A 22,389-nucleotide genomic window follows, 5' to 3' on the forward strand; every position below is an offset into this window, starting at 1 on the left:
GCAAAAGCGCTTGTCGCCGACAAAGGCTACGACAGCTGGCGGTTGGTTGATCTCATCGCCAGAACCGGGGGCTGCGCCAACATTCCAACCCGCCGGCACGTTAAGAATAAACGCGTGGTCCCGCCAGAACTCTATCGGGAGCGCAATCGCATCGAACGCTTCTTCTGCAGGCTCAAGCAATTCCGCCGCGCCGCAACCCGCTTCGACAAACTCGCGCGAAATTACATGGCCACCCTCAACCTTGCCTCGCTCCGAATATGGCTACGGCATGTTGAGTCCACGCCCTAGGGTCTGCGCTGCGTCGCTTAGCTCCTTGCTTCGCCCGTGGATGACGAGGCGGCCGAGTGCTAATGCGCCTCGTCCCAGTTGTTCGCCGCGCGGGCGTCGACGTGCAGCGGCACCGACATCGATACCGCCGGCATCGCGGCGTTTTCCATGACGTGGCGCACGACCGGGATTGTCGCCTCGACTTCCCCTTCCACCGTTTCGAAAATCAGTTCGTCATGCACCTGCAGCAGCATGCGGGCCGATAATTTTGCCTCGTCCAGCGCTTCCTCCATGCGCACCATGGCGCGGCGGATGATGTCGGCGGCCGTGCCTTGCAGGCGGGCGTTGATCGAGGCGCGCTCGTTGAATGCGCGCAGCGACGGGTTCGAGGACCTTATATCCGGATAATGAATGCGGCGGCCGAAGATCGTTTCAACGAAACCGTGCTCGCGCGCATAGGCCTTGGTCTCCTCGATATAGTCGCGGATGCCGGGGAAACGCTCGAAATACTTCTTGATGTAGTTGCTCGCTTCCTCGCGCGGGATCGACAGCTGGTTGGCGAGGCCGAAGGCCGAGATGCCGTAGATGATGCCGAAATTGATCGCCTTGGCACGGCGACGAATTTCCGATGGCATGCCCTCCACCGGCACGTTGAACATTTCCGAGGCGGTGATGGCATGAATGTCGGCGCCGTCGGCGAAAGCCTGCCGCAGTTGCGGGATTTCGGCGACATGGGCAAGCACGCGCAGTTCGATCTGGCTGTAGTCGGCCGAAACCAGCTTGTTGCCCTTGTCGGCGATGAAGGCTGTCCTGATCTTGCGGCCTTCGGCGGTGCGCACCGGAATGTTCTGCAGGTTCGGGTCGGAGGATGACAGTCGGCCGGTCGTCGTCGCGGCCAGCGCGTAGGAGGTGTGGACGCGTTTGCTGTCCGGGTTGACGAAGCCGGGCAGCGCGTCGGTATAGGTCGATTTCAGCTTGGTCAGCTGGCGCCAGTCGACGACCTTGCGCGGCAGTTCGTGACCCTCGGCGGCGAGGTCTTCCAGCAGCTGCGCCGAGGTCGACCACTGGCCTGTCTTGGTCTTCGAGCCGCCGGGCAGGCCCATGCGGCCGAACAGGATGTCGCCGAGTTGCTTGGGCGAGCCGATGTTGATGCGCTCGCCGATGAGCTGGTAGATTTCCTCTTCGAGCCGGGCAGCACCTTGCGCCAGTTCGCCCGATAGCCTGGACAGAATCTGCCGGTCGACGGAGATCCCGCGCTGTTCCATGCGGGCCAGCACCGGCACCAGGGGCCGCTCCAGCCGCTCATAGACCGAGACCAGTCCTTTGGCGGCAAGCCTGGGCTTCAGCACCAGCCAGAGCCGCAGCGTCACATCAGCGTCTTCGGCGGCGTGCGCGGTCGCCCTGTCGATGTCGACCTGGTCGAAACCGACCGAGCTCTTGCCGGACCCGGTCACGTCCTTGAGCTGGAGGGGGGTGTGGCCGAGCCATTTCTCGGCCAGCGCGTCCATGCCGTGACCGTGAGGCGTGCCGGCGTCGAGCACGTAGGAGATCAGCATGGTATCGTCGAACGGCGCGACATCGATGCCGTAGCGGCTCATGATGACCAGATCGTATTTCAGGTTCTGCGCGATCTTGAGGACCGATTTGTCCTCGAGCAGCGGTTTCAGCACCGCCAGCGCTTCGCGCAGCGGGATCTGGTTTTCGAGCGTGCCACCGCCGAGCAGATCACCATTGCCGCTCTTGTGGGCGAAGGGAATGTAGCCGGCGCGGCCTGGTGCAGTGGCGATGGCCATGCCGATCAGTTCGGCCTGCATCGGATCGCTCGACGTCGCCCTGACGTCGAAGGCGGCGATGCCGGCCTCGCGCGCCTCGGCGACCCAGGCCTTCAGCGTCTCGATATCGCGGATGCAGTGATAGGCCGCCGTGTCGATCTTGCCGGTGGTCGCGCGCTCCAGCCGCAAGGCTGAGAGCAGGGAAGGGGTATCGCCTTGCTTGGCGGCGTCCGTCGCGGATGGCGCCGCTCCGTTGGCCTGACCGGGCTCGACAGCGCCGCGGGCCGGCGCTCCGGCACCGACGTCAGGGCCATGCGCATTGTCGGCGCGTTCGACGGTCACCGCCACGGCCTGGACGTCGCCGGCCTCGGTGCTGGTCGCTTCCGCGACGCGGCGGGTCAGCGAGGTGAATTCCATGGTTTTCAGGAAGCCGATCAGCTTCGGCCCGTCCGGGGCATGCAGGACGAAATCGTCCAACCCCTCGGCCACCGGCACGTCGTTCTTCAGCGTCACCAATTGGCGCGAAATGCGCGCCTTGTCGGTATTGGCGATGATCGATTCGCGTCGCTTGTCCTGCTTGATCTCGCCGGCGCGGGCCAGCAGCGTGTCGAGGTCGCCGAACTGCTCGAGCAACTGCGCCGCAGTCTTTGGCCCGATGCCGGGCACGCCGGGGACATTGTCGACGGAATCGCCGGTCAGCGCCTGCAGGTCGACCATCTTTTCCGGCGGCACGCCCCATTTCTCGATGACTTCGGGAATGCCGATCTGACGGTCCTTCATCGGGTCGTACATGCCGACGGTGTCGCCGACCAGTTGCATCAGGTCCTTGTCGGAGGAGATGATGGTGGTATCGCCGCCCGCTTCGCAGGCAAGCCGACAGTAGGTGGCGATGAGATCGTCGGCCTCGAAGCCCTCCATCTCGATGCAGGGCAGGTTGAACGCCCTGGTGGCCTGGCGGATCAGGCCGAATTGCGGGATCAGGTCTTCCGGCGGCGCAGAACGGTTGGCCTTGTATTCGGGGTAGAGGTCATTGCGGAAGGTTTTGGAGGAATAGTCGAAGATGACCGCGAAATGCGTCGGCACGATGCCTACATCGGTGTTGCGGGCATCGAGCATCAGCTTCCACAGCATGTTGCAGAAGCCGGAAACGGCGCCGACCGGCAAACCATCGGATTTGCGGGTCAGCGGCGGCAGCGCATGATAGGCACGGAAGATGTAGCCGGAGCCGTCGACAAGGAAGAGATGATCGCCTTTTTTCATGTCGGCAGGGATAGCGCGGGGCCGGCATCGCGTCCACTGACAAGGCTGGTTTTTTGCTGCCATCCAGCTTCGCGCATGGCAGTCGCGACTGACAGCGAGTTGACAGGTCCGCGTTGCTAGTCGGGCCGGTAACCGGTCCCGCGGACGGAACCGGCGGACAACCGGAAACCGAGGTTACAATATGATTTCACTACAGCATGTTCATCCTGTTCTCGTCCACTTTCCCATCGTTTTCTTTCTCACGCTCGCAGCGTTCGACATGGTCGCAGCATTTCGCGGCAAAGCGGTGACCGGACGTTCTTCCGCGGCAAATGCCTCGACCGGGTTGGCCCTCCTGGCCGGGCTTTCCGCTATCGTCGCGTACTTCTTCGGCGATCTGGCACTCACAATTGCCGAGAATGGAGGGTTCTCAAGTGACATTGCCGAGATTCATGAAAGTCTCGGCATGGCCACCGCGACTGCCTTTGTCATCTGGGCCGCTGTGCGTGCCTTTCTATGGTGGCGCGACATTCGCTTGAGCGGCCGGCTTGGCGCGGCAGTACCCGCCATGGAATTCCTCGGCGCGGCACTGGTCATGACCACCGCCTACTATGGCGGCCAACTGGTTTATGAACTTGGGGTCAATGTCGCACACGCCGCTGGCTAACCGGCAGCGATCACGCCCACGTTACAAAAGTGTAACGTTGACGCCCTTGAATCGCCACGTTCGCGGACCCAAATACACGTCATCGGCAGTTTTCGCCGAAGTCCGGAGCAAGGCCCGTCCCCCGCCTATCCCGGACACCTGCGGCAGCCTATCCCCCCTCTCCGGGCTGCCGCATCGTTTCGAGTATGAGGCCGCCGTGGTTCCCCCTCCACCACGGCGGTCTTTTTTTGCCTTGCGGCAGCATTTGCAGCCCGTGGTCCAACGATCGCGGGCTTTTCGTTTTGGCCCGCTCCCTTTACGGTTCCGGCACTGAATCGAAAGGCTTGCCAAATGTCCGCAGTTTCCCCCGTCCTCGACCGCCTCGACCAGAATCTCGACCAGAGCCTGGAACGCCTGTTCGGCCTGCTCAGGATCAAGTCGATCTCCACCGATCCGGCCTATGCCGCCGACTGCCGCAAGGCGGCGGAGTGGCTGGTGGCGGAACTCAAGCTGATCGGCTTCGACGCCAGCGTGCGCGACACGCCAGGCCACCCGATGGTGGTCGCGCATCATCAAGGACCGGCCGGTGCGCCGCATGTGTTGTTCTACGGCCATTACGACGTGCAGCCGGTCGATCCCATCGAGTTGTGGGAAAACGACCCGTTCGCGCCTGCGATCAAGGAGGTCGGACCCGATCACAAGGTGATATCAGGGCGCGGCTCGGCCGACGACAAGGGCCAGCTGATGACCTTCGTCGAGGCTTGCCGCGCCTGGAAACAGGTGCACGGCAGTCTGCCGTGCCGCGTCACCATCCTGTTCGAGGGCGAGGAGGAGTCCGGCTCGCCGTCGCTGAAGCCGTTCCTCGAGGCCAATGCCGAGGAGCTCAAGGCCGATTTCGCGCTGGTCTGCGATACCGGCATGTGGGACCGCGACACGCCGTCGATCTGCGTGGCGCTGCGCGGGCTGGTCGGCGAAGAGATAACGGTCAAGGCCGCCGACCGCGATTTGCATTCGGGCCTCTACGGCGGCGCGGCCGCCAACCCGATCCGCATCCTGTCCAAGATCCTGGCCGACATCCACGACAAGGATGGCCACATCACCATCCCAAGCTTCTATGACGGCGTCGAGGAGACGCCCTCGCAGGTGCTGAAATCCTGGGAGACGCTGGGCGAAACCGCCGAGACGTTCCTCGGGCCTGTCGGCCTGTCGATCCCGTCGGGTGAAAAGGGCCGCTCGGTGCTGGAATTGACCTGGGCACGCCCGACAGCCGAGTTCAACGGCATCATCGGCGGTTATACCGGCAAGGGCTTCAAGACGGTGATCGCGGCGGAAGCCTCGGCAAAGGTTTCGTTCCGTCTCGTCCACAAGCAGGACCCGGCCAAGATCCGCGACGCGTTCCAGAAATTCGTCGAGGAACGCATTCCCGCCGACTGTTCGGTCGAGTTCCATCCGCATGGCGGCTCGCCGGCAATCCAGCTTTCCTATGACTCGTCGTTCCTCGCCAAAGCCAAGGATGCACTTTCCGATGAATGGCCGAAGCCGGCGGTGACGACCGGCAGCGGCGGTTCCATTCCCGTGGTCGGCGACTTCCAGACCTATCTCGGTATGGAATCGCTGCTGGTCGGCTTCGGCCTCGATGACGACCGCATCCACTCGCCCAACGAGAAGTATGAGCTCTCCTCCTTCCACAAGGGCCAGCGCTCCTGGGCGCGCATTCTCGACGCACTGACGCGCTGAGCGGAGCCAAAGATGTTTTCCTGTTGATTTTTCACCGGATCGCGGCGAGGACGGGGAACGCCGCGACCGGAGAAGACAATGGCCGACATCCGTTTCCACAAGCATGATCTGCCCGACCTCACCCATTACAATGTCGGGGCGGTGGCCATCGATACCGAGACGCTGGGGCTGAACCCGCATCGCGACCGGCTCTGCGTGGTGCAGATTTCGCCGGGCGACGGCAGCGCCGACGTCATCCAGATCGCCCCCGGCCAGAAGAAGGCGCCGAACCTCGTCAGCCTGCTCAGGAACCGCAGCGTGACGAAGCTGTTCCACTACGGCCGCTTCGACCTTGCCGTGCTCTACAACGCGTTCGGTGTGATGCCCGAGCCGGTGTTCTGCACCAAGATCGCGTCACGGCTGACCCGCACCTACACCGACCGTCACGGGTTGAAGGATATCTGCTTCGAGTTGCTCGGCGTCGGCCTTTCCAAGGCGCAGCAATCGTCGGACTGGGCGGCCGAGACGCTGTCGCCCGAACAGCTCGAATATGCCGCTTCCGACGTGCTCTACCTGCACCGGTTGCGCGATGTGCTGGCCGGGCGGCTGGCCCGCGAAGGGCGGACAAAGGAGGCCGATGCCTGCTTCCGCTTCCTGCCGACGCGCGCGAAACTCGATTTGATGGGCTGGGCCGAAGAGGATATCTTCGCCCACAGCTGACGGCTCGCGGCCGCTGCCGTGTCCGCTGCCAGGGAACCAGACGCATACGGACGCGTTCTGTTGGGCTCGAAGAGGGGATGAGATGACCGATCGAAAGCCGATATCGACCGCGCCGACCGATGGCTCCAAGGTTTCCGTCATGTGGAAGAACAGCGACGGCGTCGTCAGCGAATCCATCGCGCAATATCGCGACGGCGGATGGTGGGTCTACACCGACAGCGACACCCAGAAAAAGGTCGAACCGACCAGTTGGCGGCCCGCTTCCAGCGACGACGACGATTAGCGCGGCTCACCGTTTCACAGAAACGGCGAGCTGCCGTAACTCGTTGTTTTGATGCAATCCCAAGGAAAAGCGCTGTGCGCTTTTTCCGGGAAAACCGCTTCACACTTTTCCTGGAATTGGTTAGTGAGCGCCAAACTGGCGAGGCCGGCTGCTTTCGAATAGCCTGAAGCCGTTGATATCGGAGCCGATTCGGAGCCTTCCGCTGCGCGATCGTGCTCTTCCTCGGAGGAAATCGTCATGGGTGTCGAAAGCCTGCTCGTCTTCATCATCATCGGTGCCATCGCCGGCTGGCTCGCCGGTCTCATCGTTTCCGGTTTCGGCTTCGGCCTGATCGGCAACATCATCGTCGGTATCGTCGGCGCGTTCATCGCCGGCTGGCTGTTCCCGCGGATCGGCTTCTCCATCGGCGGCGGCATCATCGCCTCCATTATCCATGCCACGATCGGCGCCATCATCCTGCTGGTGCTGGTCAAGGTCTTGAAACGAGCCTGAGGCTCGAGCTTTTCAACCAACGCAATTCCTGTGGGAAAACCGCTTCACACCGTCCTGGAATTGCTTCAAAGGAGCGCGCCATGAAGCAGAATACGCTCTATCTCATCATTGGCGCGCTCATCGTCGTGGTCATCGCGCTTGGCGTCTATGTCTACCGCGAGCAGACCAAGCCGAAAGGCGTTGAACTGAAGATCGACGACAAGGGCATTTCGATCCAGCAGAACTGAGCCCGGCGCCGATTGGGCGGCGACATCAACCGTATGACGGTGACCTACGCGCTGGTGCCCGATCTGGCAAAGGCGGCGGGTCTCTCACCGTTATGGCCCAAACTCCTGCATTGCGCTTGACCGTCGGGGGCCGTGATCAGGCTTAGTCGGCGACATCGAAGCGGGGCAGGCAGCTGTCGATGACAGGGAGCAGTTGGACAGTTCGCGATCCCTGTGAGGACCAGACGCTGGCGTTTTGCTCGCGGGCGTCGATGACCGGTTCACGGACGGCGGTACCGCTTCCGTTTGAGGCGCCCGGCCAAAACCCAGCGCCAATGGCGGTGACGAATTTAGAAAATCGTAAGGTTTTTCAAAAGGCTGCATAAACCTTGCTTTAACCCGCCCTTAAATCGCCGCATCTACTCTGCAACCGGAGCGCCATAGGCACCCCGGGGACATCAAGCGCAGCGCATGGCGAACCGCAGAGACAGTCGCATCGAGCCCAGTTTCGAGGGACCGCCACAGGCGCGATCCGAGGCGGGTCTTTCGGTGAGCGAGGAGGACCGCGTCGTGCCGAGCAACCGCAAAGTCTCCGCCAAACGCAAATCGTCGAAGGCGAAATCGTCGCGCGGCGGACGCGGCAGAAGCCGGCGCGGCCTGTTCGGCCTGCTCGGCCGGCTGTTCTACTGGTGCTTCGTGCTCGCCATCTGGGGCGGCATCGCCGTGGCTGGCGTCGTCGTCTATTACGGCGCCAAGATGCCGGCGGCCACCACCTGGTCGATCCCCGACCGCGCCCCCAACATAAAGATCGTTTCGGTCGATGGCCAGTTGCTCGCCAACAGGGGCACGAGCGGCGGCGAGGCCGTCGGCCTGCACGAAATGTCGCCCTATATTCCGGAAGCCGTCATCGCCATCGAGGACCGCCGGTTCTATTCGCATTTCGGTGTCGATCCGATCGGCCTGTCGCGCGCCATGGTGACCAACCTGCTCGGCGGGCATTTCTCGCAAGGCGGTTCGACGCTGACGCAGCAATTGGCCAAGAACCTGTTCCTGAAGCCCGACCGCACGCTGGAGCGCAAGGTGCAGGAGGTGCTTCTGGCGCTGTGGCTGGAGCACAAGCACACCAAGGACCAGATCCTCGAAATGTACCTCAACCGGGTCTATTTCGGCTCCGGCGCCTACGGCGTCGAGGCGGCTTCGCGGCGCTATTTCGGCAAGAGCGCGCGCGATGTCACGCTGTCGGAGGCCGCCCTGCTTGCCGGCCTGTTGAAGGCGCCATCGAAATTGTCGCCGGCCCGTGATCCGAAAGCCGCCGAAGAGCGCTCGCAACTCGTGCTCGCCGCCATGCGCGAGGAGGGCAAGATCAGCGACAAGGAGCTGAAGACGGCGCTCAGCGCGCCGGCGACGCGCGCGCCGTCCTACTGGACCGGCTCGGAAAACTACGTCGCCGACACCATCATGGAAGAACTGCCCGACCTGATCGGCGACGTGCGCGGCGACATCGTCATCGACTCGACCGTCGACCTGAATCTGCAGAAGCTCGCCGAGCAGTCGATCCGCCGGCTGATCGACGAGAGCGGCAAGAAGCTCAACGTCACCCAGGGCGCGCTGGTGTCGATCGACGATTCCGGCGCGGTGCGCGCCATGGTCGGCGGCTACGACTATTCGACCAGCCAGTTCGACCGCGCCTCCGAGGCGCGCCGCCAGCCCGGCTCGGCGTTCAAGCCGTTCGTCTATATGGCGGCGCTCGAAGCCGGCCGCACGCCCGACAGCATCCGCAACGACGCGCCGATCAAGATCGGCAACTGGACGCCGGACAATTACGGCGGCAAGTATTTCGGCAAGGTGACGCTAGCGACGGCGCTGGCAAAGTCGCTGAATTCGGTGGCGGCGCAACTGGCGATGGAAGTCGGGCCGAACGCCGTGGTCGAGGCGGCGCACCGCATGGGCATCCAGTCCGAATTGCAGGCCAACACCTCGATCGCGCTCGGCACCTCGGAAGTGACGCCGCTGGAACTGACCTCGGCCTATGTGCCGTTCGCCAATGGCGGCTACAAGCCCGACATCCATTTCATCCGCCGCATCACCTCGGCCGACGGCAAGGTGCTCTATGACAGCGGTGGCAGCGGCAGCGCGCCGCGCGTCGTCAAAACCGAGATCGTCGGCATGATGAACTCGATGATGATGGGCACGGTCGAGTTCGGCTCGGCCAAGAAGGCGGCTTTTGCCTGGCCGTCGGCCGGCAAGACCGGCACGAGCCAGAATTCGCGCGATGCCTGGTTCGTCGGCTACACAGCCAATCTCACCACCGGCGTGTGGTTCGGCAATGATGATGGCACGGCGATGAAGAAGGTCACCGGCGGCGCGCTGCCGGCGCAGGCCTGGCACGAATTCATGGTCGCGGCACATGAGGGCGTACCCGTGCGGCCGCTGCCAGGCACCTGGAAATCGACGCCGGCCGACACGATCGTGCCCGACGACATACCCTCGGCCGACAACAACCAGCCGGCGCCGGTTCCGTCCGCGTCGGTTGGCCAGCAGGCTCCGGCGGCGCCGCGAGCCGCTCCCGTTGCTCAAGCGCCAACGCCGGTCCGCCCGGTGCGACCCGCCCAGACGGTCGATGCCGATGGTTTCGATATGCCGGCTGACAGTGGCACGACCGCCTCGGTCGGGCATCCGGTGCCTCCGGGCAGTGTCGGCGGTCCGCTGAAGAAGAAGCAGACCTCGATCCTGGATATTCTGGGCGGCGGCTGATGGCGGTCGCCCCGGCGGTCGGCAGCGGCGTCAATCCGCCTCTCGCCAGCGCCACGGTGTTCGGCTACATCTCCGGCCGGAGACCGTGACATGGCTGAACTCGACACCAGAAAAACCATCGTGCTGACCGGCGCCAGCCGGGGCATCGGCCATGCCACGGTCAAGCGTTTTTCGCGCGAGGGCTGGCGCGTCATCACCTGCTCGCGGCAGGCCTTTGCCGAGGACTGCCCGTGGCCGGCCGGTCCGGAAGACCACATCAAGGTCGACCTCGCCGACCAGGAAGATGTCGGCATCGCCGTCTCGGAAATCCGCCATCGGCTGGAAGCACATGGCGGCCAGCTCAACGCACTGGTCAACAATGCCGGCATTTCGCCCAAGCTCAAGGACGGCAACGGCCGCATGAATTCGATCGACACGCCGATGCATGTCTGGCGCGACGTGTTCCAGGTCAATTTCTTCGCGCCGATCATGCTGGCGCGGGGTTTGTTTAAAGAGTTAGCCGCGGCCAAGGGCTCGATCGTCAACGTCACCTCGATCGCCGGCACCCGCGTGCATCCCTTCGCCGGCACCGCCTATGCGACCTCGAAGGCGGCGCTGGGCTCGCTGACGCGCGAGATGGCGCATGATTTCGGCCCGCACGGCATCCGCGTCAACGCCATCGCGCCAGGCGAGATCGACACGGCAATCCTGTCGCCAGGCACGGAAAAGATCGTCGAGACGATCCCGCTCAGGCGCCTCGGCACCACGGCGGAGGTCGCCGACATCATCTTCTTCCTGTGCTCGCAGCAGGCCTCCTACGTGACCGGCTCGGAAATTCACATCAATGGCGGCCAGCACGTTTGAGCCGTTCGGGCCAAAGCTTGCTCATCCGGTCATAGTGAGGACGGCCTTGCCGCTGAAGCTGCGCTGGCGCAGGGCGCCGAGAGCCTGGGCGATGTCCGTCCAAGGTACGGTCAAGGCGACACGGGTTTCCAGCCGGCCAGCTGCAACCAGGGCAAGCAGGGAGGCGATATCCGCGCCGATGCCCGCACCAGACGTGTAGTAGGCGAAAGTCTGAAGCCTCGCCCCCTCGTGGTCGGGAACGAACTGGCGGAATCCGACCGGCGTCAGTTCGCCGCTGCTCGAACCGAACATGACGATCGTCCCGCCAGGGGCGATGCGGTCGATCGCGCGGGCGAGGCTTTCGCCGCCGACCGACTCGGTGATCAGCGAAAACGGCCCCTCGGCCTGATCGATCGCCCCGACAACTTGCCCGGCCCCGAGTCCGTGGAGATCCTCTTCATGCCGGGCGGCGGCGATCGCGGTCACCGAGGCACCTTGCTCGCGAGCGATCTGGATCTGGAAACGGCCGACCGCACCGCTTGCGCCGGTAATCAGGACCTTTTGGCCGGCGAGGTCACCACCGTGGCGCAAGGTCCTCAGCGCCGTCGTGCCCGCGACCGGAAGCGTGGCCGCGGACGCGAAGCCGACCTCATCCGGCATGATGGCGAGGCGATCGGTCGGAATGGCGACGCGTTCGGCCCAGCCACCCTCGTCGACCAAAGCCGCCACCCGGGTGCCCACGGCCGGTCCGGAGCCGTCGGCCGCCGCCCGCTCGACGAACCCGACGACATCCTGGCCGGGTATCCAGCCGTCCGGGCGTATGGCGAGCAGGCGCAGCTCGCCGCGGTTCAAAGAGGTCGCGTGGACGGCGATCAGCGCTTCGTTCGCGCGAGGTCGTGGCTCATCGACCTCGGTGCGTTTCAATCGGGCTGCATCTTCGGAAGAGATGGTGAGGGCGAGCATGGGTGCACCTTTGCCAATTGCGGCGAGAACGACCCAAGCCTATCGATTTGTGTGAACGAATAATTTAGATATAGAAGCAATCGATCGCTAAAAATCGGCAATGATGAGACAGCCTCTTCGCTACCCATGGCTCAATTTCGACGTCGATGACGTTCTTGCTCCGGCGATCGCCGTGCGCGTCGACGTCACCGAGACCAAGGCCGAGGTGTCGCAGCACTGGCATCGCAAAGGGCAGCTCATCTTCGCGCTTGGCGGCGGCGTCACCTGCCGTGTTCCCAGTGGCCTCTGGATGGTGCCGCCGCATTGCGGCGTGTGGGTGCCGAGCACCATGGAACACAGCAACATCGCGACCGCCAATGCCCGGCTATTCTTCGTCTACATCGAGCCTGGGGCGGCCGAACTGCCGGATCGGTGCTGCACGCTTTCGATCTCGCCGCTGCTGCGCGAACTCATCATCGAGCTGTCGGAGTGTGCTCCTGATGACGTACGGTGCGCTTTCCTGGGAAGCGTTCTGCTCGCCGAACTGCCTGATATGCCTGTCCAGCAATTGCATCTGCCGATCTCTTCCGAGCCGCGCCTGCGGCGGATCGCCGAAGCGTTGGCGCAAGACCCCGCGGACCGCAGCACGCTGGCGCAGTGGGCCAATCGCCTTGCGCTCAGCGAGAGCAGTCTCGCCCGTCTCGTCGTCAAGGAGACCGGCTTGAGCTTCGGCCGCTGGCGCCAGCAATTGCACTTGATCGTTGCGATCAGGGAGCTGGCTTCGGGCGCAAGTGTTCAGCGGGTTTCCGGCGATCTTGGCTATGGGTCCGTCACAGCCTTCATCACCATGTTCAAAAAGGCGCTCGGCAAGCCTCCCGCACAATATCTCGGCAGCATCGCCCGTAATGGCGGTTCTGCGTTCGTGGCGTGATCAGGCGGCGGACGGCTCAGTCGCGGAAGGCTTGTGACCGAGCACCTCTTCCACGATCCCGCGTGCGATCTCACGCTCGCCCATGATCACGGTGTCGGCCCCGAGCCCCTTGAGATGCTCGACCTCGGCATCGGAATGGGCGCGGGCGACGACGTTGATGCTGGGGTTGGCCGCACGGGCGCGCAACACAATCTGGCCGGCCTCGAACGCATTGGGGATGGCGAGGATCAGCCGCCTGGCGCCTTCGGGATTGGCGGCGGCGAATACCTCGGCGTTGGCCGCGTTCCCGGCGACGGTCTCGATACCGTCGGCTTTCAACCTGGCCAGTGTCTTGTCGGCATCCTCGATGACGAGGAAGGGCTGCGCCGCTTCCTTAAGCGCCGCGCCGACGAGGCTGCCGACACGGCCATAGCCAATCAGGATGGCATGGCCGGCAAGGGCCGTCTTCGGCGGTGGGCCATCTTCTTTGGACGCCGAAGCCACCGAGGCGACCTGACCGGGTTCCGTCGCCGGGCCGACCGGCTTGGCGTCCGCCGGCGGGGCTGTCCTGGCGGCACGGGCCTCAAGCCACGGCTTCATCCAATCAATGACCAGGAACATCAGCGGGTTGAGCACGATCGACAGAATGGCGCCGGCCAGGATCAGGTCGCGGCCCTGCTCGGGCAGAAGTTTCAGCCCAACGCCGAGTTCGGCCAGGATGAAGGAGAATTCGCCGATCTGGGCAAGGCTTGCCGAAATCATCAAGGCCGTTGCCACGGGATAGCCGAAGGCGACGACGATAACGAAGGCCGCCAGCGACTTGCCGATGACGATAATTGCCAGCGTCGCCAGGATCGGCAGGCCGTTGCTGAACAGGCTGAACGGGTCGAACAGCATGCCGACCGAGACGAAGAACAGCACCGAGAAGGCATCGCGCAGCGGCAGCGATTCTTCCGCCGCGCGGTGGCTGAGCTCGGATTCGCTCATGATCATGCCGGCGAAGAAGGCGCCCAGCGCCAGCGAGACGCCAAACAGTTTCGCCGCGCCGAAGGCGACGCCGAGCGCAATGGCGAGCACGGAAAGGCGGAACAGTTCGCGCGACCCGGTATGGGCGACGTAGTGCAGGATCCAGGGAATGACCCGGCGGCCGACCACCAGCATGATGACGACGAAGGCGGCGACCTTGGCGAGGGTAATGCCGACGACGCCCCAGATGCCGTAGCTAGCCGGCAGCGACAGCAGGCCGTTTGCGTGCACATCCGCCTGTTCCTGGCCGCCGAGCACGCCGGCAAGAGCCGGCAAAAGCACCAGCGCCAGCACCATGGCGAGATCCTCGACGATCAGCCAGCCGACGGCGATGCGACCGCGTTCGGTCTCGATCAACCGGCGTTCCTGAAGCGCGCGCAGCAGCACCACGGTCGAAGCGACCGACAGCGCCAGGCCGAATACCACACCAGCGCCCATGGACCAGCCGAGCATCCAGGCAAGCCCGACACCGAGCAGAGTGGCAAAGCCGATCTGGACGATGGCGCCAGGCACGGCGATGGCGCGGACCGATAGTAGGTCCTTGAGCGAGAAATGCAGGCCGACGCCGAACATCAGCAGGATGACGCCGATCTCGGCCAGTTCATTGGCAAGGCCGGCATCGGCCACGAAACCAGGCGTGTTCGGCCCGACCAGCACGCCGGCAACGAGATAGCCGACCAGCGGCGGGATGCGGAAACGATTGGCGAGAGCGCCGAAGACGAAAGCCAGCCCCAGACCGGCGACGATGGTGGCGATAAGGGGCGTGTCATGCGGCATTGTCTATGGAGCGCCTTTCAAGTTTGCGATGTCGGATGTGCGCCGCCCGAAGCCGCCGCCTGTTTGCAATATGGTGGAAGGGGTGACGGTGATGCAACCCGCACGGATGCGAAAATCGACAGTCAGGCCTCAATACTTTACCGGCGGCGGCGAGGCCGGCGGTAAAGTCTTTCACCAAGGCGCGGCGTCTTGATCGGCGCCGATCGGCCTGATGATCAGGCCGCCTTCAGCAATGCCTCTATTTCGAATACAGCGTGATTGGTCAGTGTCTTTGGGATCTCGGCGGTGACCTTGTCCCCGACCTCCTTGTGCAGCTTCTTGCGCATCGTCCCAAGCACCAATGGCGGTGCGACGAGCACGATCTCGTCGAACTCGCCGCGATGGGCCAGCTTGTATAGCCAGGCGGCGATTTCGTCAGCGAAACGCTCCTTGCCGATCCGGTGCCAATCGGTGTCCTCGACCGCGCTGCGGTGCACTGACGGGCCATCATTGTACCGGCCCGGGCTGTCGGTGCCTTGTTCGCGGGTCGGCGGATTTTCCTGCTCCATCTGGTGCACGACTTCCAGGTTGGGATAGAGATTGTCGCCCGCATTTTTCAGGAAAAGCGCCTTCTCACCATCGGCCACCATGACCCATATGCCGTGTCTCAGATTGATGCTCATAATGACGGGTTCCTTCTCAACAGGGTGGCGTTTGTGAATGCTTCGCCCGATGGTTGCTCTTCAGGCGATAGACGGATGGGGAACGCGCCCTGAAGCGGTAATGTTCCAACCGAAGGATCGCGCCGGGCGGCTCGCCATTCCATGCGAAACGGCACTCCCCATTGGCGGTCGCTTTAATCTACTGAATTAGTAGAAATTAGAAAAATCTGTTTTGCGAAACCAGGGGTCGGCGGCTAAAAAGGCCTGAAATCAAGGCCCGTTTCAGCGGCTTGAATTCATTCATTCTCCAAATGTGGAATATTTTTCTCCTGCCTTTCGCAGTTGCGAAAAAGCGATTGCCTGCCATCGCAGGATGCGCGAGTGCTTTGCTTCTGGTTTTTCGCGCCCGGGCGTAAAACTGCGAAACTGTTCCCGGATTGCACTTCTCATGCCGCAAGCCAATGCCAAGCTCAATGCCTTCCCCGTCTTCGTGCGGGTCGAAGGCGAAACCGTGGCCATTGTCGGCGGCGGCGAGGAAGCGCTGGCCAAGGCGCGGCTGATCGGACAGTCGAGTGCGGTGCTGCGCATCATCGCCGAAAATGCCGAGCCGGAACTGCTTGCCTTCATCGCTCAGTTCGGAGCCAGCCATGTCGCGGCGCCTTACGATGCCTCGCAGCTCGACGGCGCGGTGATGGTGTTTGCCGCCAGCGGCGACGAGACGCTCGACCGTCAGGTTGCCGTGGACGCGCGTCGCTCAGGCATTCCCGTCAATGCAGTCGACCGTCCGGAGCTCTGCGATTTCTTCACCCCGGCGCTGGTCAACCGCGCGCCGGTCGCCATCGCCATCGGCACAGAGGGCGCGGGCCCGGTGCTGGCCCAGATGCTGCGCGGCCGCATTGACCAGATGCTGCCGCCGTCGCTCGGGTCGCTGGCGACGCTTGCCGCTTCGCTGCGAGGCGCGGCCGAGAAATTGCTTCCAAAGGGCAATGCCCGCCGCCGCTTCTGGAACAGTTTCTTCCAGGGTGCGCCAGCCCATGCCGTGGAAGCCGGCCAGCTGTCGCGGGCGCATGACGCCGCGGTGGATCTTCTGCTGTCGAACGCACCGGCTTGCGGCCACGTCGCCCTGGTCGGCGCCGGTCCCGGCGCCGAGGATCTTTTGACGCTGCGTGCGCATCGCTTGCTGATGGAAGCCGATGTCATCGTCCATGACGCGCTGGTGCCGGAGGCGATCGTTGCCATGGGCCGCCGCGACGCCGAGCGCCTGCCGGTCGGCAAACGCAAGGGCTGCCACACCAAGAGCCAGGCCGAGATCAATGCGCTGCTGGTCGAACTCGGCCGCCAGGGCAAGCGCGTGGTGCGGCTGAAGTCGGGCGATCCGCTGGTGTTCGGCCGCGCCGGTGAGGAGATGGCGGCGCTGCGTGATGCCGGCATAGCCTATGAGGTGGTTCCAGGCGTCACCGCGGCCTTTGCCGCCGCCGCCGATTTCGAACTGCCGCTGACCTTGCGCGGTGTGTCGTCGTCGATGGTCTTCACCACCGGCCACGACCTCAAGGGCAATTCATTGCCGGACTGGGCCAAGCTCGCCATTTCCGGCGCCACCGTCGCCGTCTACATGGGCCGCTCGGTGGCGGCCGAAGTTGCCGGTCGGTTGATCGAAGCCGGCCTGTCGCCGGACACGGCTGTCGCCGTGGTCGAGAATGCCAGCCTTGCCAACCGGCGCCGGTTCCACGGCACGCTTGCCGACCTGCCGTCGCTGGAAGCGCGTGGCGATCTTTCCGGCCCGGTCATGACCATTATCGGCGATGCCGTCGCCGGCGCCAATTTCGAGCGGTCCGAGCCGCTTGCGGCATACAGGACTGCAAGTGCGTCCGTCGCCGCCGAAGGAGTTCAGCCATGAAGATACTGACCGCCAACCGCCTGACAGATGGCATAGCCGTCTGGTACGCCGATGGCGGTTGGGCCGAGACGGTGGGCCAGGCCGACCTTGCCCATGACAAGGCTGCCGAGGACCGCCTGGAGGCAATCGGCGCCAAGGCCTATGCCGACAATGAAGTGGTCGATGTCAATCTGATCGACGCGGACGTCGTCGACGGCGTCGTCGAGCCGGTGCGGTTGCGTGAAAAGATCCGCGCAGCAGGCCCGACCATCCGCGGCGATCTCGGCAAGCAGGCCGAGCGGGCGGCATAGCCAGGATTTGAGTGAAACGGGCGGACGCGCCCTGAAAGACGAAGCATGTACCGTTACGATGAGTTCGACCACGATTTTGTCCAGGCCCGCGTCGCCGAGTTTAGCGACCAGGTCCAGCGCCGGCTGTCCGGCGAGATCACTGAGGAGCAGTTCCGGCCGCTCAGGCTGATGAACGGCGTCTACCTGCAGCTGCACGCTTACATGCTGCGGATCGCGGTGCCTTATGGCACGCTCAACGGCAAGCAACTGCGCATGCTGGGCCACATCGCCCGCAAATACGACAAGGGCTACGGCCATTTCACCACGCGCCAGAACATCCAGTTCAACTGGCCGGCGCTGTCGGATATTCCAGCGATCCTCGCCGATCTGGCCAGCGTCGAGATGCACGCCATCCAGACCAGCGGAAACTGCATCCGCAACGTCACCGCCGACCACTTTGCCGGTGCTGCCGCGGATGAAGTCGCCGATCCGCGCCCCTATGCGGAAATCCTGCGGCAATGGTCATCGGTGCATCCGGAATTCTCCTTCCTGCCGAGAAAGTTCAAGATCGCGGTGACGGGCGCAGAGCGCGATCGCGCCGCCATCCAGACGCACGATATCGGCCTGCATCTGAAGAAGAACGCCGCCGGCGAACTCGGCTTTGCTGTGTATATCGGTGGCGGCCAGGGCCGCACGCCCATGGTGGCGAAGAAGGTCCGAGACTTCCTGCCGGAAGCCGATCTTCTGTCCTACTGCACGGCGATCCTGCGCGTGTACAACCTCTATGGCCGCCGCGACAACAAGTACAAGGCGCGCATCAAGATCCTCGTGCACGAGACCGGCGTCGAGGAGATCACCCGCCAGGTCGAGGCCGAATGGCAGGAATTGAAGGACGCCGAGCTGAAGCTGCCGGATGCCGACATCCGTGCCATCGAAGCCTATTTCGCCCCGCCGGCGCTGACCGACCGACCGGAAGGCGACCAGGCGGTCAAGCTGGCGCGCCTCGATTCCAAGGGCTTTTCCGACTGGCTCGACCAGAATGTGGTGACGCATCGCCATCCCGACTACGCGGCGGTGACGATCTCGCTCAAGGGCATCGGCGAGGTGCCTGGCGACGCGTCCGACAGCCAGATGGAAGCGGTCGCCGACATCGCCGAAAAGTACGCTTTCGACGAGCTGCGCGTCAGCCATGAGCAGAACCTGATCCTGCCGCACGTGGCGCGCGCCGACCTCAAGGCGGTTTATGACGCGCTGGTCGACATCGGGTTGGCGACGGCTAATTCCAATTTGATATCTGATATAATCTCGTGCCCAGGCCTCGACTATTGCGCGCTGGCGACGGCCCGCTCGATCCCGATCGCACAGGAGATATCGCAGCGCTTCGCTTCGATGGAGCGGCAGCGCGAGATCGGCGAGTTGAAGCTGAAGATCTCCGGCTGCATCAATGCCTGCGGCCATCACCATGTCGGCCATATCGGCATCCTTGGGGTCGAGAAGAAGGGCTCCGAGCTCTATCAGGTGACGCTGGGCGGTTCGGCCGACGAGAATACGTCGGTCGGCGAGATAATCGGCCGCGGCTTTTCTTCGGAAGAGATCACCGACGCCATCGAGCAGATCGTCGAGACCTATCTCGGCCTTCGGCTCAATGCCCAAGAAAAATTCATCGACGCTTACCGCCGTGTCGGTCCCGCGCCGTTCAAGGAGGCGCTCTATGCTGGCGAAGCCAAGGCCGCTTGACCATATAGCCGACGTCGATGACGGCGTCGCCGCCAAGGCGGCGGGGCTCGATGCGCTCTATGGCCATCTGAAGCCGCTCGAGATCATCGAACGTTCGGCGCGCGAACTGTTTCACGACGAAATCGCCGCCGTGTCGTCCTTTGGGGCGGACTCGGCGGTACTGCTGCACATGATCGCGGAGATCGACCGCACGCTACCGGTCATCTTCCTCGACACCGGCAAGCATTTCGAGGAGACGCTCGGCTATCGCGACGCGCTCGTCGCGGATTTCGGGCTGACCAACATCCAGGTCATCAAACCCGAGGAAGCGGCGCTCGCGCGGATCGACCCGGCGGGCAATCTGCATCAGAGCAACACCGACGCCTGCTGCGACGTGCGCAAGGTCGAGCCGTTGGCTAGGGGCGTGGCGCCGTTCCGGGCCTGGTTCACCGGCCGCAAGCGCTTCCAGGCCTCGACGCGGGCGGCACTGCCGGTGTTCGAGGCGGTCGGCGCGCGTATCCGCATCAATCCGCTGGCGCATTGGACGACATCGGACCAGGCGGACTACATGCGCGCGCATGCGCTGCGCGAAAATCCGCTGGTCGCCTATGGCTATCTGTCGATCGGCTGCTTCCCGTGCACGCAACCGGTGCAGCCGGGTGAGGACGCGCGCAGCGGCCGCTGGGCCGGTCATGCCAAGACCGAGTGCGGCATTCACCTGTCGGGACTGGAAGTATCGCTGACCGACGCATCCCTCTAGGATGTGCTGATATTCAGGTGAGGCTGGCCTGCAAACGGCAGCTTCCTACGCTTCCGGTGCTGACGTAGTTCAAGTACGCTCCGCTCCGGTTCTCGGAAGCCGCCATTTTCGGCGCAGCCTGACCTGAATCTCAACACGTCCTTGGCTCGTTTGAATATTTAGGACCTTTTATGACTGAAACGACGACACCGGAGACCCGGCTCTGGACCCCGGAGGGTTTTCGCGAGGACGAATGGGCTCACGCCGAAAGTGCGGACGCGCTTTCGGGCAATGGCCGCTTCATCCTGCCGTTGCAGGCATTCCTCGGTCTTGATCCGGAGGTGCGCCGGTCCGCCAAGGAGCGGCTCGGCGTGGTACTGCAGCCCGGCGACCAGCTCGAGAAGATCGCCGACCTGCTCGACCAGCTGTCGCTGGTGGCGCTGGTCTTCCCGGCCTTCAGCGACGGCCGCTCCTTCTCCAAGGCTGAGCTGCTGCGTAGCCGCTATCATTTCGAAGGCGTCGTTCGCGCCACCGGCCAGGTGCTGGTCGACCCGTTGCCGCATATGCTGCGGCTGGGCTTCGATGAGTTCGAGATCTCGAACCCGGTGCTGTTGAAGCGCCTGGAAGAGGGCCGCACCGGCGGGCTGGGTCTTTATTACCAGCCGACCGCCGTGGCGGAGCCAAAAGGGCCGAAATATTCTTGGCGGCGCGTTCGCGAGAGCTGACGCAGCGGTAATCGAGCGCGTCTTTACATCAGCTCTGATCAGGCCTTCTCTTGGCTGTCCGGACGGAAACATCCGCCGGGCGCGAGGAGGAAACCATGGCTTTCGACTATGTCATCGCAGGCGGCGGGTCGGCCGGTTGCGCGCTTGCTTCACGGCTTTCCGAAGACCCTTCGAAGACGGTCTGCCTGATCGAAGCCGGCGGCGAGGGCAAGGATTTTCTGATTCGCGCTCCTGCGGGGGTGATCGCACTGCTGCCGGGCCGACCGAAGATCAACAACTGGGCCTTCGACACGGTGCCGCAGCAAGGTCTCGGCGGCCGCAAGGGCTACCAGCCACGCGGCAAAGCGCTGGGTGGCTCCAGTGCCATCAACGCCATGCTTTATGTCAGGGGCCATCGCAGCGACTACGACGGATGGGCCGAACTAGGCTGCAGCGGCTGGTCATGGGACGAGGTGCTGCCCTATTTCCGCCGCGCCGAAGGCAACCAGCGCGGGGCTGACGCGCTGCACGGTGACGATGGGCCGTTACGGGTCGCCGAGCAGCAGGATCCGCGTGAACTCTCCAGGGCCTTTGTCGAGGCCTGCGGCGAAAACCAGATACGCCGCAATGATGATTTCAACGGCATCGAGCAGGAAGGTGCCGGGCTTTACCAGGTCACGCAATTCTGGGGTGAGCGCCGCAATGGCGAGCGCTGTTCGGCTGCGGCCGCCTATCTGCACCCGGCGATGAGCCGGTCGAACCTCACCGTCATCACTGGAGCGCGTGCCACCGGCGTCGTCCTTGACGGCAAGCGGGCTACGGGCGTGCGCTATAGCAAGGGCAAAAGCGAGGCCATCGCGAAGGCCCGGCGCGAGGTCATCGTCTGTGGCGGAGCCTTCGGCTCGCCTCAGCTCCTGCTGCTGTCCGGGATCGGTCCGGCGGTCGAGCTTGCCGCGCATGGCATTGCGGTTGCGCACGAACTGCCAGGCGTCGGCAAGAACCTGCAGGATCATCTCGATTTCATCATGGGCTGGACGTCTAGGAATGCCGACATGATGGGCATCGGCCTGCGCGGCCTGCCCGGCCTGTTGCGGCACATGCTGCGCTGGCGCAAGGATGGCGGTGGCATGATCGCGACGCCCTACGCCGAAGGTGGCGCTTTCCTCAGATCCGATCCGGCGATCGACCGGCCGGACCTGCAACTGCATTTCTGCATCGCCATCGTCGACGATCATGGTCGCAAGCTGCATATGGGCTACGGCTTTTCCTGCCATGTCTGTGTGCTGCGTCCGCATTCGCGCGGCGAGGTGGGGCTGTCGTCACCGGACCCGCTGGCGCCACCGCGCATCGATCCGCGTTTTCTGTCCGACCAGCGCGATGCCGACCTGTTGCTCAAGGGCGCCAGAATGATGCGCGCCATATTGGAGGCGCCGGCGCTGGCCAGATATCGCGACAAGGAAATCTACACCGCCGGCGTTTCCAGCGACGCTGACTTGATGTTGCATATCAGGGCTCGCGCCGACACCATCTATCACCCCGTCGGCACCTGCAAGATGGGCGTCGACGACATGGCCGTGGTCGATCCTGAACTCAGGGTGTACGGGCTTGAAGGGCTGCGGGTCGTCGACGCCTCGGTGATGCCGACGCTGATCGGCGGCAACACCAATGCGCCGACGATCATGATCGCCGAAAAGGCGGCCGACATGATCAAGGCGGCTGCCTGACTGATATTTTGGTCGAACCAGAGGTGCTGTTTTCGTCCACCAGGGAGGGTTGTGTGTCGTCTTTTGCCGATCGCAAATCAGGCTGGTCGGACCAATTGTGCGATTTATGCTTTTCCTTTTGACATCC

21 protein-coding genes are annotated in these 22,389 nt (G+C 63.8%); 16 read left to right on the forward strand and 5 right to left on the reverse strand.

Annotated elements, in window-relative coordinates:
* Positions 1-288, forward strand: a 288-nt coding sequence (locus A3AU_RS0132665; protein ID WP_027055325.1) for an IS5/IS1182 family transposase, incomplete at its 5' end; no start/stop codon positions are given.
* A 59-nt stretch (positions 289-347) separates the two neighbouring features.
* Here A3AU_RS0132665 and polA read toward each other — a convergent pair.
* Entirely contained in the window at positions 348-3,299 is a 2,952-nt protein-coding gene (gene polA, locus A3AU_RS0132670; RefSeq protein ID WP_027056589.1) for a DNA polymerase I, read from the reverse strand.
* Between the two features lie 181 nt (positions 3,300-3,480).
* On the opposite strand from polA, the gene A3AU_RS0132675 reads away from it, so the two are divergent.
* The 4 genes from A3AU_RS0132675 (at position 3,481) to A3AU_RS0132690 (ending at position 6,643) form a co-directional block, all read left to right on the forward strand.
* The gene (locus A3AU_RS0132675) at positions 3,481-3,945 is read left to right on the forward strand and encodes a DUF2231 domain-containing protein (RefSeq protein WP_027056590.1); all 465 of its coding nucleotides are present in this window, start codon (positions 3,481-3,483) and stop codon (positions 3,943-3,945) included.
* Between the two features lie 330 nt (positions 3,946-4,275).
* On the forward strand, positions 4,276-5,661 hold the full coding sequence (locus tag A3AU_RS0132680; protein ID WP_027056591.1) for a M20/M25/M40 family metallo-hydrolase: 1,386 nt from the start codon (positions 4,276-4,278) through the stop codon (positions 5,659-5,661).
* A 78-nt stretch (positions 5,662-5,739) separates the two neighbouring features.
* Complete coding sequence (locus A3AU_RS0132685) at positions 5,740-6,360, forward strand: ribonuclease D (protein WP_027056592.1); 621 nt, start codon at positions 5,740-5,742, stop codon at positions 6,358-6,360.
* Positions 6,361-6,442: 82 nt separating this feature from the next.
* Positions 6,443-6,643 carry a hypothetical protein gene (locus tag A3AU_RS0132690; RefSeq protein WP_027056593.1) on the forward strand — a complete coding sequence of 67 codons (201 nt, stop codon included), beginning with the start codon at positions 6,443-6,445 and terminating at the stop codon, positions 6,641-6,643.
* Positions 6,644-6,657: 14 nt separating this feature from the next.
* Here the strand turns inward: A3AU_RS0132690 and A3AU_RS1000000139420 are convergent, their stop codons facing one another.
* On the reverse strand, positions 6,658-6,882 hold the full coding sequence (locus A3AU_RS1000000139420) for a hypothetical protein (protein ID WP_154674718.1): 225 nt from the start codon (positions 6,880-6,882) through the stop codon (positions 6,658-6,660).
* Here A3AU_RS1000000139420 and A3AU_RS0132695 point away from each other — a divergent pair.
* The 4 genes from A3AU_RS0132695 to A3AU_RS0132715 all read left to right on the forward strand — a co-directional run bounded on the left by A3AU_RS0132695 (position 6,881) and on the right by A3AU_RS0132715 (position 10,938).
* Positions 6,881-7,135, forward strand: a complete 255-nt coding sequence (locus tag A3AU_RS0132695; protein ID WP_027056594.1) for a GlsB/YeaQ/YmgE family stress response membrane protein — start codon at positions 6,881-6,883, stop codon at positions 7,133-7,135. The genes A3AU_RS1000000139420 and A3AU_RS0132695 overlap by 2 nt on opposite strands.
* 80 nt (positions 7,136-7,215) lie before the next feature.
* Entirely contained in the window at positions 7,216-7,362 is a 147-nt protein-coding gene (locus A3AU_RS1000000140055; RefSeq protein ID WP_027056595.1) for a hypothetical protein, read from the forward strand.
* A gap of 450 nt (positions 7,363-7,812) precedes the next feature.
* Positions 7,813-10,095, forward strand: a complete 2,283-nt coding sequence (locus tag A3AU_RS0132705; RefSeq protein ID WP_027056596.1) for a transglycosylase domain-containing protein — start codon at positions 7,813-7,815, stop codon at positions 10,093-10,095.
* A 90-nt stretch (positions 10,096-10,185) separates the two neighbouring features.
* The gene (locus tag A3AU_RS0132715; RefSeq protein WP_027056597.1) at positions 10,186-10,938 is read left to right on the forward strand and encodes an SDR family NAD(P)-dependent oxidoreductase; all 753 of its coding nucleotides are present in this window, start codon (positions 10,186-10,188) and stop codon (positions 10,936-10,938) included.
* 21 nt (positions 10,939-10,959) lie between these two features.
* On the opposite strand, the gene A3AU_RS0132720 is transcribed toward A3AU_RS0132715, so the two are convergent.
* Entirely contained in the window at positions 10,960-11,880 is a 921-nt protein-coding gene (locus tag A3AU_RS0132720) for a zinc-binding dehydrogenase (protein WP_027056598.1), read from the reverse strand.
* A 103-nt stretch (positions 11,881-11,983) separates the two neighbouring features.
* On the opposite strand from A3AU_RS0132720, the gene A3AU_RS0132725 reads away from it, so the two are divergent.
* Entirely contained in the window at positions 11,984-12,790 is an 807-nt protein-coding gene (locus A3AU_RS0132725; protein WP_027056599.1) for an AraC family transcriptional regulator, read from the forward strand.
* Here the strand turns inward: A3AU_RS0132725 and A3AU_RS0132730 are convergent, their stop codons facing one another.
* Both A3AU_RS0132730 and A3AU_RS0132735 read right to left on the reverse strand, forming a co-directional pair.
* Complete coding sequence (locus A3AU_RS0132730) at positions 12,791-14,572, reverse strand: cation:proton antiporter domain-containing protein (RefSeq protein WP_027056600.1); 1,782 nt, start codon at positions 14,570-14,572, stop codon at positions 12,791-12,793.
* A 215-nt stretch (positions 14,573-14,787) separates the two neighbouring features.
* The gene (locus A3AU_RS0132735; RefSeq protein ID WP_418001092.1) at positions 14,788-15,234 is read right to left on the reverse strand and encodes a baeRF12 domain-containing protein; all 447 of its coding nucleotides are present in this window, start codon (positions 15,232-15,234) and stop codon (positions 14,788-14,790) included.
* Positions 15,235-15,661: 427 nt separating this feature from the next.
* Between A3AU_RS0132735 and cysG the strand changes: the two genes are divergently transcribed.
* The 6 genes from cysG (at position 15,662) to A3AU_RS0132765 (ending at position 22,262) form a co-directional block, all read left to right on the forward strand.
* Positions 15,662-17,110 carry a siroheme synthase CysG gene (cysG, locus tag A3AU_RS0132740; protein ID WP_027056602.1) on the forward strand — a complete coding sequence of 483 codons (1,449 nt, stop codon included), beginning with the start codon at positions 15,662-15,664 and terminating at the stop codon, positions 17,108-17,110.
* The gene (locus A3AU_RS0132745) at positions 17,107-17,400 is read left to right on the forward strand and encodes a DUF2849 domain-containing protein (RefSeq protein WP_027056603.1); all 294 of its coding nucleotides are present in this window, start codon (positions 17,107-17,109) and stop codon (positions 17,398-17,400) included. Before cysG ends, A3AU_RS0132745 begins: the two co-directional genes overlap by 4 nt.
* A gap of 45 nt (positions 17,401-17,445) precedes the next feature.
* Complete coding sequence (locus A3AU_RS0132750; RefSeq protein WP_027056604.1) at positions 17,446-19,116, forward strand: nitrite/sulfite reductase; 1,671 nt, start codon at positions 17,446-17,448, stop codon at positions 19,114-19,116.
* Complete coding sequence (locus A3AU_RS0132755) at positions 19,091-19,855, forward strand: phosphoadenylyl-sulfate reductase (RefSeq protein WP_027056605.1); 765 nt, start codon at positions 19,091-19,093, stop codon at positions 19,853-19,855. Before A3AU_RS0132750 ends, A3AU_RS0132755 begins: the two co-directional genes overlap by 26 nt.
* Positions 19,856-20,025: 170 nt before the next feature.
* Positions 20,026-20,559, forward strand: coding sequence for a DUF934 domain-containing protein (locus tag A3AU_RS0132760; RefSeq protein ID WP_027056606.1), 534 nt, complete (start codon positions 20,026-20,028; stop codon positions 20,557-20,559).
* A gap of 95 nt (positions 20,560-20,654) precedes the next feature.
* Positions 20,655-22,262 (forward strand): GMC family oxidoreductase, encoded by a 1,608-nt coding sequence (locus tag A3AU_RS0132765; protein ID WP_027056607.1) that lies wholly within the window; start codon positions 20,655-20,657, stop codon positions 22,260-22,262.
* Positions 22,263-22,389 lie beyond the last annotated feature (127 nt).

Source organism: Mesorhizobium erdmanii USDA 3471 (assembly GCF_000472705.1).
Lineage (GTDB): Bacteria > Pseudomonadota > Alphaproteobacteria > Rhizobiales > Rhizobiaceae > Mesorhizobium > Mesorhizobium erdmanii.